Origin of the sequence: Rhizobium sp. CG5 (genome assembly GCF_023701945.1) — a bacterium.
In the GTDB taxonomy this organism is placed as follows: Bacteria; Pseudomonadota; Alphaproteobacteria; order Rhizobiales; family Rhizobiaceae; genus Allorhizobium.
Genome location: NZ_JABAEF010000001.1, coordinates 624,099 through 636,980 on the forward strand (window position 1 = coordinate 624,099; position 12,882 = coordinate 636,980).

General features: G+C 63.6%; 11 protein-coding genes. 3 read left to right on the forward strand and 8 right to left on the reverse strand.

All coding sequences use genetic code 11. From position 1 onward, the window contains the following. Positions 1-26 precede the first annotated feature (26 nt). Positions 27-464 (forward strand): RidA family protein, encoded by a 438-nt coding sequence (locus HGO38_RS03040; protein ID WP_250954433.1) that lies wholly within the window; start codon positions 27-29, stop codon positions 462-464. A 40-nt stretch (positions 465-504) separates the two neighbouring features. Continuing rightward, positions 505-2,085: a gamma-glutamyltransferase gene (locus tag HGO38_RS03045; RefSeq protein WP_250954434.1), complete on the forward strand. Its 1,581-nt coding sequence runs from the start codon at positions 505-507 to the stop codon at positions 2,083-2,085. 255 nt (positions 2,086-2,340) lie between these two features. Here HGO38_RS03045 and HGO38_RS03050 read toward each other — a convergent pair whose 3' ends face one another. From HGO38_RS03050 to HGO38_RS03060, 3 genes are all read right to left on the reverse strand, one after another. Then, the gene (locus tag HGO38_RS03050) at positions 2,341-3,273 is read right to left on the reverse strand and encodes a cobalamin B12-binding domain-containing protein (RefSeq protein ID WP_250954435.1); all 933 of its coding nucleotides are present in this window, start codon (positions 3,271-3,273) and stop codon (positions 2,341-2,343) included. Between the two features lie 221 nt (positions 3,274-3,494). After that, the gene (locus HGO38_RS03055; protein ID WP_352230453.1) at positions 3,495-5,378 is read right to left on the reverse strand and encodes a 1-deoxy-D-xylulose-5-phosphate synthase; all 1,884 of its coding nucleotides are present in this window, start codon (positions 5,376-5,378) and stop codon (positions 3,495-3,497) included. A 246-nt stretch (positions 5,379-5,624) separates the two neighbouring features. Further along, a complete protein-coding gene (locus HGO38_RS03060; RefSeq protein WP_250954437.1) occupies positions 5,625-6,011 on the reverse strand; it encodes a c-type cytochrome in 387 nt (128 codons plus the stop codon). A 163-nt stretch (positions 6,012-6,174) separates the two neighbouring features. Between HGO38_RS03060 and HGO38_RS03065 the strand changes: the two genes are divergently transcribed. After that, complete coding sequence (locus HGO38_RS03065) at positions 6,175-6,636, forward strand: TspO/MBR family protein (protein WP_250954438.1); 462 nt, start codon at positions 6,175-6,177, stop codon at positions 6,634-6,636. A gap of 248 nt (positions 6,637-6,884) precedes the next feature. Here the strand turns inward: HGO38_RS03065 and HGO38_RS03070 are convergent, their stop codons facing one another. The 5 genes from HGO38_RS03070 to HGO38_RS03090 all read right to left on the reverse strand — a co-directional run bounded on the left by HGO38_RS03070 (position 6,885) and on the right by HGO38_RS03090 (position 12,809). Further along, the gene (locus tag HGO38_RS03070; RefSeq protein WP_250954439.1) at positions 6,885-8,135 is read right to left on the reverse strand and encodes a geranylgeranyl diphosphate reductase; all 1,251 of its coding nucleotides are present in this window, start codon (positions 8,133-8,135) and stop codon (positions 6,885-6,887) included. 4 nt (positions 8,136-8,139) lie between these two features. After that, complete coding sequence (locus HGO38_RS03075; RefSeq protein WP_250954440.1) at positions 8,140-9,510, reverse strand: BCD family MFS transporter; 1,371 nt, start codon at positions 9,508-9,510, stop codon at positions 8,140-8,142. A gap of 12 nt (positions 9,511-9,522) precedes the next feature. Then, positions 9,523-10,443, reverse strand: a complete 921-nt coding sequence (gene chlG / locus HGO38_RS03080) for a chlorophyll synthase ChlG (protein ID WP_250954441.1) — start codon at positions 10,441-10,443, stop codon at positions 9,523-9,525. Between the two features lie 144 nt (positions 10,444-10,587). Further along, positions 10,588-12,030 carry a transcriptional regulator PpsR gene (gene ppsR / locus HGO38_RS03085; RefSeq protein ID WP_250954442.1) on the reverse strand — a complete coding sequence of 481 codons (1,443 nt, stop codon included), beginning with the start codon at positions 12,028-12,030 and terminating at the stop codon, positions 10,588-10,590. Next, a complete protein-coding gene (locus HGO38_RS03090; RefSeq protein ID WP_250954443.1) occupies positions 12,027-12,809 on the reverse strand; it encodes a cobalamin-binding protein in 783 nt (260 codons plus the stop codon). Before HGO38_RS03090 ends, ppsR begins: the two co-directional genes overlap by 4 nt. Positions 12,810-12,882 lie beyond the last annotated feature (73 nt).

The following is a 12,882-nucleotide window of genomic DNA, read 5'->3' on the forward strand; positions in this document are numbered from 1 at the left end:
GCCGACAGAACAAGGAGAACGAACCTATGCAAAAGCAAATCATCAAGGCGGATGTTCCGGAAAATGGTGGCGCCTATAACCTCTGCATCCGCTATGGCGACATGCTCTATCTTTCGGGCCTTGCACCCTTCGATGCGCAGTTCTGTGCAGAGGTTGCCGCCGCCCGCGCCGCCGGCACCAAGGTGCCGCCGATGCCGGACACGCCGTTCCCGAAGCAGGTCGAAATCGTCATGGACAATATCAAGAAGCTGGTCGAGGCGGCCGGCTCGAATATGGATTGCCTTCTGAAGACAAACGTATGGCTGCGTGACCAGACCCAGGCGGAAGAATTCGAGAAGGTCTATGTCCGGTATTTCTCCAGCCACGAAGCGTTGCCCGCCCGTGCCCGCATGCAGGCCGGTCGCACGCCGATGGATTGCGGACTGGAAATCGAGGTGATCGCCTACGTTCCCGATCGAGCCTGATCTCACTTTCGCACGTCCGACTGACTGAAAGGATCCGTCCATGAGCAGCTTTTCCAAGACACAGCGGATAACCAAGGACGTGGTCTGGACCGACGGTGGTGTGGTCGCAGCCCATCATCGTACCGCGGCCGAGGTTGGCGCCAGGGTGCTGGCCGAAGGCGGCGACGCGATGGACGCGGCGATCGCGACGTCCTTTGCGATCGGCGTCGTCGAGCCGTGGATGAGCGGCCCGATGGGCGGTGGAATGATGACGCTGTGGCGCGCCAGGGAAGCGCGGGCCGAGACGATCGAGTTCGGCATGCGGGCGCCGATCGGGCTCGATGTCGCCGACTATCCGCTGGTGGCCGGGGGAGGTGTCTCCGACCTCTTCACCTGGGCCCGCGTCAAGGAGGACCGCAATATTTTCGGGCCGCTGTCGATTGCCGTCCCGGGCCTGGTGGCCGGCATGGAGCTGGCGCATCAGCGTTACGGGACACGCGCCTGGGCGGACCTGCTCGAACCCGCCATAGGCCTTGCCCGCAAGGGCATGCTGATCGATTGGTATGCGTCGCTGATGATCGCCGCCGTGACGCGGCAACTGGCAGTCGACAAGGACGCAGCGAAGATGTTTCTCGTCGATGGTCAATGGCCCAACATTGCCGGCTGGACCGATACCAAGGAGAGCCGCCTCGACCAGTCGGTCATGGCGGCAGCGCTGCAGCGCCTTGCCGAGGCCGGGCCGCGGGATTTCTACGAAGGGCAGCTTGCCGAGGCGCTGGTCTCCGACATGGCCGAAAAGGGCAATTCGCTTTCGGCGGAGGATCTCTCAGCTTACCGTGCCCGCGCCAGCCAGACCCGCACGGTCCGCTATCGGGATGCGGTGATCCACGCCCCGTCCGGCCTCAGCGCCGGTGCGGACCTGGTGAGGACCCTCGAGCAGATGGAGCGCGATCTGACGCCGGGTCCAACACCCGACGCCGGCGGTTATGTCGCCATGGCAAAGGCCCTGCAGGCCGCCTTTCGGCATCGCCTGTGCACTGCCGGCGACGAAGGCGGCAGTGTCGAGGCGCCTGCCTGCACGACCTCGTTCAGCGTCGTCGACAGGCATGGCAACATGGTCAATGTCACCCAGACGCTGCTGTCGAAATTCGGCAGCCGGGTCGTTTCGCCTTCGACCGGCATGCTGATGAACAACGGGATCATGTGGTTCGACCCGGAGCCGGGCAAGCCGAACTCGCTTACGCCCGGCAAGGCCTGCCTGATGAATGTCTGCCCGACGATCGGGCAATATCGCGGGCGGATGTTTGCAATCGGCGCGGCCGGGGGGCGCAAGATCCTGCCGGCCGTGGCGACCCTGACAAGCTACATGGTCGACTACGGCATGACGCTGGAAGAGGCCTTCCATGCGCCGCGTATCGACGTCAGCGGCGTTTCGCAGGTGATTGCCGACGAGGACCTGCCGGCGGATGTCTGCGCCGCGCTTGCGGCAGTCGCGCCGACCCAGACGACCAAAAGGACGGTGCATCCCTATGCCTTCGGCGTGCCGGTCGGTGTCATGCGGGAGAAAGGTCGCAACTGTGGCGTGACGGAGATCATGACGCCATGGGGGGATACCTGCCTGGAAGACGACAGCCGATCCTGATCAGCTGCGGCGCTGATCATCCTCCATACAGATCTAGATCCGGGCTTCGGCGGTGCGCCGCCGTGGCGCTTCGCAGAGCCATGCCACCCCTTGCCCGGCAGCCGTTGCACAGCAGCGACGAAAGGGGCCATATCGAAGGGTACCTTGCAATGAACGCGAACGTCATATGGTGGAGATGCAGGTTCAGCTCCATCAGAGTTGCCCATACGGCGGGTCAGGGCAATCCTGCCCGGTCATGACAGTCGACGTCCTGGATCAGGCGTAACTGGCCAATTGCATGACGTCCAGCGCCGAGCGGGTGACGAAATCGGCACCGATGCGCTGGAAGGCCTTGGGCGATGCGATCACCGCCGGTCCGCCGACGGCGATCTTCATGCTGCGGGTTTGCTCGGTCCTTTTCACCCGACGGATCGCCTCGGAACATTCCGTCGCTTCATCGACCCGTCCCACCGATATTCCCAGCAATTTGTAGGGTTGGCGCGACAGTCGCATGTAGAGGCTGTCATCGATCTCCAGCTCGCTGCCCCCGTCGACAATCCAGCCCATGTCGCGAAAGCAGGAGGCCACGATCGATACACCGATCGTGTGCATGGCCCCGCGGGTGCGCGCCAAGAGGATGCGTCGCTGCTCGTTGGGATCGGCGACCCTCTGCGGGCCGGCATAGGAAACGTGGTTGACGATCATGCTCAGGCGCGTGGAGGCCACTGCAACCTGCATGAAATCGGCCTCGTCCGTACACCAGAAATCACCCAGTCGCGCTGCCACCGGCGCAAACAGATGCACAGCCAGCGTCTGCACGGGAAGCGAAGCATGCTGCAGATCCTCGATGAAACTGCGGTGATGGCGCGGATCCGGATCGAACAGACATTTCAGCAGGTCATCCCGGTAGCCGATCGCCCGTTCGGTGCCGGGCATCTGCCGGGCGACCGGGTGGTCTTCCGGATGAAGCATGTGATCCTGTTCAGGGGTCACGATTTCAGGCTTCGAGATCGGGTTCGGCTTGGGTATCGATATCTCAGAATGGCTCGCCGTGACGATATTCGACACCGAGCGACGGATAACTCTCTCGAGCAGCCCGTGGTCTTTCGAACTGAGATGGGCATCGCCTTCCCTCTTGGGGCCGACGGGTTGCTCTATGCCATAAGGGCTCTGCGACCGGTTAGGGTCCTCTGGTTTCTTTCCGGCCATGTCCCCCTCCCGGTGATTGGCCTAAGGCGTGCGTCTCCCGCGCACATTGAACATACCGCATCATTGCAATTGCGCAAATTCTTTCGTTCCACCTGATGCGGCCGCGTGAAAATTTAACCTAAGGCATGTTGCCCGAAAATGGGCACCAGTTTGCGGACAACGACATGCAGCAAACCACGAGATAAAGCGTGAAGAGCGGATCGGTAAGATCGCGACACGCTTTAGCGGTCCTCCGCCCTCAGTACGGGCGCCATTTCCTGGCGTATGCCGCCCAGTCTCTGCTGCCGCTCAGAGGGTCTCCTCACCCTCGGCAGGGCACCAAGAACCAGGTGTTCGATATGCTTGGCATTCAGGCTGGCGGCCTCATACATTTCATCGGCCGAGCCTTGGGCGATGAAACGGTCAGGCAGCGTCATGCTGCGGATCGCGCAGCGGCCGTCGAGCATGCCCCGTTCGGCGAGATGGTGCAGCACCAGCGCGCCGAAACCACCGGTGGCACCCTCTTCGATCGTCACCAGCAATTGATGGCTGGAAAACAGCTTCTCGATCATTTGCGTGTCCAAGGGCTTGGCAAAGCGCGCATCGGCCACCGTTGTCGAGATGCCGTGTGCGGCAAGCGCCTGTCTGGCCGCAAGACATTGGGTCAGCCGCGTGCCCAAAGACAGCAGCGCCACCGTATCGCCTGTTTCGATCATCCGGCCCTTGCCAAGCGGCAGGACCATGCCGCGGGCGGGCATGGTGACGCCGGAGCCTTCGCCGCGCGGATAGCGAAAGGCGATCGGCCCGCTGTCATGGGCGGCGGCGGTGGCGACCATGTGCACCAGTTCGGCCTCGTCGCTCGCGGCCATCACGGTGAAGCCGGGCAGGTTGGCCAGATAGCCGATGTCGAAGGCGCCGGCATGGGTGGGGCCATCGGCACCGACCAGCCCGGCCCGGTCGATGGCGAAGCGCACCGGCAAGCCCTGCAGCGCCACGTCATGCACGATCTGGTCATAGGCGCGCTGCAGGAAGGTCGAGTAGATCGCGCAGAACGGTTTGAAGCCGCTGGCGGCGAGCCCTGCGGCAAAGGTGACCGCGTGCTGTTCGGCAATGCCGACATCGAAGGCGCGCCCAGGAAAAGCGCGGGAAAAAATATCGACGCCGGTGCCGGCGGCCATGGCCGCGGTGATCGCGACGATGCGCGGATCACGCTCGGCCTCGGCGACCAGCGCCGTGGCAAAGACCTTGGTGAAGCTCGGCGCCGCGGCGCGTGTCTTTTCCTGGATGCCGGTGGCGATATCGAACCGGGCGACGCCGTGATATTTGTCCTCTGCCCGTTCGGCATGCAGATAGCCCGCACCCTTTCGGGTCACGGCATGCAGCAGCACCGGTCCGTCGCACTCGCGCCTGAGCCGCCTCAGCGTCTGCAAAAGACCTTTCAGATCATGCCCGTCGACCGGACCGTGATAGGCAAAGCCCATCTGTTCGAACAGGCTGATCGCCGGGCCGGCACCGGTACCGGCGGCAGCACAGGCCGGGTCGCGAACCGGTCCGGCAAGCCGTGCCAGATGGGAGGACAGCGCCCCTGTCGGCGGCGATATCGACATGGCATTGTCGTTGAGAATGACGAAGATGCGCCGGCCCAGGGCTCCGGCATTGTTGATGGCCTCGAAGGCCATGCCGGCCGACATCGCGCCATCGCCGATGACGCAGACCACATCGCCGACATCGGCGCCCAGATCGCGCGCCACGGCAAAGCCGAGCCCGGCCGAGATCGAGGTGGAGGAATGGGCCGCGCCGAAGGCGTCATAGGCGCTTTCCTTGCGCCGCGTGAAGCCGGACGGACCACCTTTCTTGCGCAGGCTGCGCATCCTGTGGCGCCGCCCGGTCAGAACCTTGTGCGGATAACACTGGTGGCTGACATCCCAGATCAGCTTGTCATGCGGCGTATCGAAAACCGCGTGGATGGCGATGGTGAGTTCAACGACACCGAGACTGGAGCCGAGATGGCCTCCCGTCTGGGACACGATGCTGAGCGTTTCCGCTCGCAATTCGTCGGCCAGTTGCATCAGGTCGTCGTCATGCAGGCTGCGAAGGTCAGACGTATCCCGGATGCCATCAAGCATAGGGGTCGCGACTGACGATGTTATCAAGCCCATTGCGTTTCCTCCCCGCACGAGCACTCATCCGCCGATCTCGGTCTCCGCGGCCCCGCCAGACTGGCTGGCAGGGCCATTTCAGAGACGTCTTGCGACAGGATTTCACTGGACATATCATTGAAGAAGTCGAGCGATATGTAAACTTTTATTTACACTTTTCGCCCGATTTCCTTGGTGCTGCCGATGCGGCGAGCCCTTTTTGGCGGGCGGCTGTCACGGCGTGCTGAACTGCTTGAGATAGGCGATCACGTCGCCAATCTCCTTGTCCGTCTTCAAGCCGGCAAAGGCCATCTTGGTGCCTTTCACCAGCGCCTTGGGATTCGGGAGATAGGTTTTCAGCAGCGCTTCGTCCCAGACCTTGCCCGCGCCGAAGTCGACCATGGCGGCGGAATATTTGAAGCCTTCGACAGTGCCGGGCTGGCGGCCGATAACGCCCTTCAGAGGCGGGCCGACCTTGGCCTTGTCGGTGTCCACGTTGTGGCAGGCCATACACTTGTTGAACACGAGTTTGCCGGCGGCGGCATCGCCTTCCTGAGCCAGGGTGATCGTTGGGGCCAGGATCATGGCCATGCTGCATGCGTATGCGAGAACCTTCGACATGTGTTACCTCCCGTAACGAAACTGCTCTTGAAACATAGGGTAAATTAGCAAGGTGGCAAGCATCGGACGGGCCTCCTGAAACGCCGATGCGGGAAATGCAACGTTGCGCAATGGCAGTGGATGTGTAGTCTCAAGACACAGTCCCCTACCATTGGAGCAGGCCATGGCTGCCATCGCTATCATTGCCATTGTCTTTATCGCCGCCTCCAGCGGCGCGGTGTTCAAGCCGGGTGAATGGTACGAAACCTTGCGCAAGCCATCGTGGACGCCGCCCAAATGGGCCTTTCCGGTGGTCTGGTCGCTGCTTTACGTCGGCATCGCCTATGCCGGCTGGAGCGTCTGGACAGTGGCCGGCTGGTCCCTGCCGCTGGTTTTCTGGAGCCTGCAGATCGTTTTCAACGCGGCCTGGTCGTGGCTGTTCTTCGGTCTTCGCCGCATGGACCTGGCGCTCGGCGACATCGCCGCCCTGTGGATCTCGATCCTTTGCTTCATCGTCTCGGCCTGGCCGGTCTCGCCGATCGCGGCCTTGATTTTCGTGCCTTACCTCGCCTGGGTCAGCACGGCCGGCTTTCTCAACTACACCGTCCTGCGGCTCAATACGAAGCCCGCGGATGGGGCCGCGTAGCAGCATATCGACCCCGTGGGCGACCAGCGAACCGGCAAGCAGAAGCAGGATGAAGAGCCCTTGGTCGCCACGCAACGCCAGCCCGACGGCGACGAGCAGGCAGGTGCCCGAACAGGCATTGGCACAGAGCCCGCGAAAACGGCGCAACGGGTCGCTGGACAACAGCGACAGCGCCAGCGTCTCCGCCCACAGGATGGCAACGGCAATGGCGCTGATCCAGCCCGAGTTCAGCATGTCGAGCAGCAGGTTCATTTCTGCCTCACTGGGAGGCCGAACAATTGACCGAGATCCTTGAAGAAGATCTTCACATGGGCGAAGGGGTCGCGCCGCACCAGTTTCTTGTTGAGATAGGATTCCCAGGTCAGCCGCTGCACATCCGGGTCGGCACACATGGCCACGAATTTCTCGCGCAGCCGGTCGTTGCGATACCAGACGGCCTGCATGATGCCGAGGATGAGGAACACCCGGCCATGGGCGCGCATGAATGTGCGGCGCGCCTGCTTCAGCGCGGACGCCTTGCCGGTTGAGAGACAGGCATCCACGGCATCGGCGCACAACTGGCCGCACAACATGGCATAATGGATGCCTTCGCCCGACGAGGGGGCAACGGTTCCGGCCGCGTCGCCGGCCAGCAGGATGTTGCGGCCATTGTCCCAGCGGCGCATCGGCTTCAGAGGCAGCGGCGCACCTTCGCGTCGCACAGTTCGACAGTTGGCGAGACCGGCGGCACGGCGCAGGTCCGTAGTGGCCTGGCGCAGGTTATGGCCCTTGACCGCCGAGCCGCAGCCAACCGAGGTGTGCGGCCCGTGGGGAAAGACCCATCCGTAGAAATCCGGAGAGATGCGCCCGTCATAGATCACGTCGCAGCGATCGGCCAGGAAGTCCTGGGGGGCACTGTCTTCGGGACTCTCGATGATCTCGTGATAGGCAAAGACATAGGGCGGACGGCTGCTGGCCGGAAACATCAGGCGCCGCACGGTGGAATTGGCACCATCGGCGCCAATCAGCATGCGGGCGCTGATCGCCACGGTCGGTGGGCATGTGGTGCCGTCGGTGGCAACGGACAGCCGCAGCGTCCCGTTGCTGCAGTCATCGATCGCTTCCAACCGGCCGGTCAGCCGATGGGCGCCGGCCTGCTCGGCCCGCTGCCGCAGATAGGGATCGAAACCGGCCCGGTCCACCATGCCGACAAAGCCGATATCGCCGATCTGCATCTCGACCTGCCGCCCCGAAGGGGCGATCATGCGGGCGCCATGGGCGCGGGCGACGACCAGATGGTCCGGAATGGCAAAATCCTTCAGCGTCTTGGACGGGATGGCGCCGCCACAGGGCTTGATGCGGTTGCCCGGATCGACCAGCAGGACGGAGCGGCCGGCCGCCACGAGGCGCTCGGCCGCAATGGCGCCGCACGGCCCCCCACCGACGACAGCGACATCAAACAGCATGGGCCAGCTGGGGTCCGGCCGGTGCGGGTCGCGCTCGAGATGGGTCGCGGTCATCGTGTCACTCCGCCGGTTGCGCCAAGGGGTAAGAGGGGTCAGGCGCCGCAGCCATGGCCGTCTGGCCGCCAATGCCGACGGCAACGACGGTCGAGACGAGAAACAACGACGCTTCCAGCGCGAAGACCAGGGCGAAGGCGCTGCTATCGGCTGACGTCAAAAGGCGGCCGAGATCAAGCGCGATGCTGCCGGTAAGGCCGCCGAGACCAAAGGAGATCGCCTGCGCCGCACCCCAGACCCCCATGCGCATGCCGGCATTGCCGGTCCCCTCTCGGCTTGCCAGCGCCATCATCGTGCCGATGGCGGCCACCGCAAACATGCCGTTCATGAAACCGAGCAGGAAGACATTGGGCGCAAGCGGCCAGGAGGGCGCTAACGTGGCGGCCAGGCTGAGCAGGGCGAGCGAGACCGCGGAGCCGAGGCAGCCGATGATGATGAAAAGTTTCGGCAGGTTCGGCAGCCGGCGACCAAAGGCAAATCCGCCAAGTCCGACCACGGCCATGCCGGCGAATATGCCCGCATGCTGCACGCCGGACAGCTTCGTGGACTGGCCCGGTGTCATGCCGAACAGCAGCCCGGCAAAGGGTTCGAGAATGAGGTCCTGGGTGGAAAAGGCCAGCATCGACAGAAAGATGAACACGGTAAAAAGCCGGGCCTCCCGGTCGCGCCAGACCTGCCGCAGGCTGTCGCGGAAGTTTTCCACGGGCCCTGAGCGATCCCGCAACGGCATGATCGCCGGCTTCTTCTCAAGGCCGGAGACGGCAAGCCAGGCGACGACAAAGGCGACGAGGCCGGTCGCTGCGGTCACCAGCACGAGTTGGCGGTGCGAATAGGGATCGAGCGCAATGCCGGTGATGATCGAGGTGACGATGATGCCGAAAATCATCAACATCCAGGTGACGGTGGCAGCGGTGGCCCGGTGTTCCGGCGCCGCGCGGGTGGCGAGAAGGGCGAGCAGCGAGGTGCCGCTGGCGCCGATGCCCATGCCGATCAGCAGATAGGCGGTAAAGGCCACCACCAGTCCCAGCGCAGGGCGATCGGCAAACAGCAAGGTGCTGGCCGCGGCGAGCGTGCCGGCCAGCGCCAGGACTGCAAGCCCCGCCAGGATCCAGGTGGTGCGCGAGCCGCCGATGTCGGAGCGATGCCCCCAGAGCGGCCTTGTGATCTGGACACCGTAGTGGAGCCCGACCAGCAGGCCGGGAATGACGGCAGCGAGGCCCAGCTCGACGATCATGACGCGGTTCAGCGTGGAATTGGTGAGGACGACGATCGCTCCCAGCGCCGCCTGGACGAGGCCGAGCCGGACGATGTCCAGCCAACCGAGCCCGGAGCGCTGGCCTGCAGGATCAAATGTGCTCGCGGCGCGGGTCGTCATGGCACGGTTCCTTCAGGCGGGGAGGGACGCGAGGGCGAGATGGCGCAAGCCGAAGGCGACCACCATCATGCCGCTGACATAGAGGCCGACGCCCACGGAGGAATACCAGACCGCCCGGCCGACGGGATCGCGCAGGAAGCGGCCCATGCAGGCGAGCTGGATTGCGACAAGCGCAGCAACGGCCAGTGCATGATAGGGCAGGGCCCAAAACAGGAGCAGTGCAGCCACGCAAACCTGTGGTGCGGCCATCACCACGCAGGCGATCATCGCGGCCGCCTTTGGCCCGTGCAGCACCGGCAGGGTCGCGATCCCCATCTCGCGGTCACCGCGGATCGCCTTGAAATCATTGAGTGTCAGGATGCCGTGGGCGCCTACGCCATAAAGCAGGGAGACCGCGAGCACAGGCAGGCTGGGCGCCAGTCCGGTCATCGCCGTTGCCGCGGTGATCCAGGGCAGGGTCTCGTAGCTCAGGCCGACCACGCCATTGCCGATCCAGCCATTCTGCTTGAAGCGCGCCGGTGGCGCGCTATAGGCCCAGGCAAAAACCAGGCCGGCCAGGGCGGCAAGGAAGACGAAGGGCCCGAGCAAGGCGGCGATCAGCGCTGACAGCGCCGACATCACGATGGCGATATAAAGGCCCCAACGACCCGGCATGCGGCCCGACGGTATGACCCGGTGTGGCTCGTTGATCGCATCGACATGGCGGTCGAACCAGTCGTTGACGGCCTGGCTGGTGCCGCACAGCAGCGGGCCGGCCAGCACGATGCCGGCAACCGCTGCCACGGCCGCAGACCCAAAGCCCTGGCCCGACGAGACGGCCCCACACGCATAGGCCCACATCGGCGGAAACCAGGTGATCGGCTTCAGCAGGGCAAGGACCGCCGAAGGGCTCGGCCAGTCGCTGCGATGGTTCTGGGTGCGGGTGATGTCCATGCCCGGATGCTATGCCCGGCGCCCGAAAGTGTCAACAATAATTGACACTCATCGGATTGATTGACACTCGTCGTCTGACAGAACGTGCATCTGCGATCCGCCGGAGCGGAGGTCGCAGGGCAAGACTATGGTTGATGCAGCAGGTCAGTTCGACGGGCGATAGTCTTCCAGGCCGTGCCGGCGCAGCTTGATATACAGGCTCTGGCGCGACAGGCCGAGAATCTCGGCGGCAGACGCCCTGTTGTTGTTGGTCTGGTCCAGCGCGGCCTCGATGCAGATCTTTTCGATCACATCGAGCGATTCGCGCATCAGTTCCTTGAGCGGAACCTTGCCGACGAGATTGGCGAAGCCTTCCGCCTGGTCCGGTACGCCGGGGGAGGGGATGGCGGGGCGTTCGCGTTCGGGGCTCGCCGGCTGGGCGACGACGACAAGCCGCGTCTGCGCCGTCTCGGGATTGCGGCGCGCAGAAATCATTACCGGGCGGTCGCCGGCCAGATTGTCGGTCAGGGTCGAGGAAAAGCCGCGGACCGTCTGTTCTTCGGCTAGCCGCGAATAGAGAACGTGAATGTCGAGCGGCGACTTGGCGAACCAGGTCGCAATGTTCCGCCCGGTCACCTGCGCCAGCGACGGTGCATGGACGAGATCGAGGAACAGCGTGTTGGCGGCGGTAATCTGACCCTGGGCATTGGTCTGCAAGGCCGCTTCGGGAAAGTCCGCGAGATCGACGACGTGTTCGCTCGGCCTGTCGACCTGCTGGCGCCGGGTTTCCTGCAGATCCGCGCTTGGCCAGGCCGATACGATGAGGTTGGTGATGCCGTTCTCCCGGTATGATCGCAGGTTGAGCGACAGGGAATCGCCCTTCACGGTCTTCAGGGTCTCGAGTTGCACCGCGCCGGGGCTGTGACGCGCCTCGCCGACCGCATCACTGAGCAGATCGCGATCCTGCTTTCGAAACAGGTCGCGGAAGGGCTTGCCAACGATGCTGGCGGCCCCCGCGCCGAGCAGGTTCAGCGCGGCGGCATTGGCATCCAGCACCGTCTTTCGCTCGCCGTCCACCATCAGGTGGGCAATCGTCGAGATGCGGAAGGCCGTCCGGTAGCGGGCCTCGGCCTCCTGCAATTCGCGGTAATCAGCCTCCAGTTCCAGCTGCGTCGCGACCAAGCGCTGTTGGCCCAGCATCTGCTGGCGCAAATCGCGGCCCACCACGAGCGTGTAAGGGAAATCCTGCGATGAATAGGCCGAATACAGAACCGGCAGGTCGGGCTTTCCCGCGCAGGCGTGGTTGATCTGATAGCCGCGCGAATGCCGCACCATGTCTTGGCTGGACAGCATCGAATCGACCTTCGGCACGGATTCGATGGTCACGACATCCTGCAGGCGTTTGCCTACAGCCTTGTCGAGGCCGTAAGCGCCGATATCGGGGTCAGACCAGTGGACGCTGGCAATCTTGTTGTTGCGATCGACAAGAATGACGATATCGGCGCCGAGGCCGACAATGGCGCCGATGCCGCTGGCATCCATCGATTTCAACAGGCTGGCCGCGACCTCGATGCCGTGAGCGGCTTTCTTGCCGTTAACGGGATTCATGGAGTGAGCCAATCGATTCCACCGGCATTAACAGCTGCCCTCCGGGCCGATCCTTTTGCCTGCTGGCTGATCGTTTCCAATTCGTAGAATCTTTCGCAGATTCGTGAAGCGGAGTAAACGCTGTCACATATGCAGTCAATCCCCAAACTCACAAGAAAATCAATGGAATCCAAAGCCGCGGCGCCTCCGACGACGATCGGCAGCCGGGGCTCCGGTCGCTGCGACCGGATGGTTGCCACAAGATCGTGGAACTCCCCCTTCAATCGCTGGTTGCTCCAGCCGATACAGATCATATCCGCCTGTTCGACGACGGCGCGCAGCTGGGCCCCCTTCATGTCTTTGCCGTCGAGGATATGGCTCGACCAGCCCAGGGAATCGAACAACAGGCCGAGCAAATGCAGCATCAAGGTGTGCTGCTCGCCGAGCGGGGTCAGCAGGGCCACGAACGGCGCATTGGCATTTGACTGCATGGCCGTGAATTCGAAAGACAACAGCTTGATGACTTGCTGCAGGTGGGCGGTGCCGATGGTGACATCGATGAAACCGCAGTCGTCGCCGCTCCAGTTGCGGCCGAGCTGGCGGGCTATGGCCTCCAGAAACAGGATCTTGACGAAATCCGGCTCGCCGGCCGGCAGTTCATCCCGCAGGAAGTCGAGCAGAGCCGATCTGCCGATGCCGGGGCGCACGACAAGATCGCAAAACCGTTCCAGAGCCGTGCCGTAGCGACTGTCGTGCTCCAGGCCTAAATCAAACCGCGATGCCAGCCTTTCGGCGGTCATAGACGCCACCGTCCCTTGAATGATGCTGCGAAGCGCTTCTCGTTCGCTGGTCAGTAGGTAGCCTGCCCGGCCG

What these genes read in the sequence shown, in the direction of transcription:
- HGO38_RS03055 (WP_352230453.1), bottom strand. Translation starts at nt 5,378, where the DNA reads ATGCTTGATGGCATCCGGGATACGTCTGACCTTCGCAGCCTGCATGAC.
- ppsR (WP_250954442.1), bottom strand. Translation starts at nt 12,030, where the DNA reads ATGAATCCCGTTAACGGCAAGAAAGCCGCTCACGGCATCGAGGTCGCG.
- HGO38_RS03050 (WP_250954435.1), bottom strand. Translation starts at nt 3,273, where the DNA reads ATGGCCGGAAAGAAACCAGAGGACCCTAACCGGTCGCAGAGCCCTTAT.
- HGO38_RS03090 (WP_250954443.1), bottom strand. Translation starts at nt 12,809, where the DNA reads ATGACCGCCGAAAGGCTGGCATCGCGGTTTGATTTAGGCCTGGAGCAC.
- HGO38_RS03075 (WP_250954440.1), bottom strand. Translation starts at nt 9,510, where the DNA reads ATGACGACCCGCGCCGCGAGCACATTTGATCCTGCAGGCCAGCGCTCC.
- HGO38_RS03045 (WP_250954434.1), top strand. Translation starts at nt 505, where the DNA reads ATGAGCAGCTTTTCCAAGACACAGCGGATAACCAAGGACGTGGTCTGG.
- HGO38_RS03070 (WP_250954439.1), bottom strand. Translation starts at nt 8,135, where the DNA reads ATGACCGCGACCCATCTCGAGCGCGACCCGCACCGGCCGGACCCCAGC.
- HGO38_RS03060 (WP_250954437.1), bottom strand. Translation starts at nt 6,011, where the DNA reads ATGTCGAAGGTTCTCGCATACGCATGCAGCATGGCCATGATCCTGGCC.
- HGO38_RS03040 (WP_250954433.1), top strand. Translation starts at nt 27, where the DNA reads ATGCAAAAGCAAATCATCAAGGCGGATGTTCCGGAAAATGGTGGCGCC.
- chlG (WP_250954441.1), bottom strand. Translation starts at nt 10,443, where the DNA reads ATGGACATCACCCGCACCCAGAACCATCGCAGCGACTGGCCGAGCCCT.
- HGO38_RS03065 (WP_250954438.1), top strand. Translation starts at nt 6,175, where the DNA reads ATGGCTGCCATCGCTATCATTGCCATTGTCTTTATCGCCGCCTCCAGC.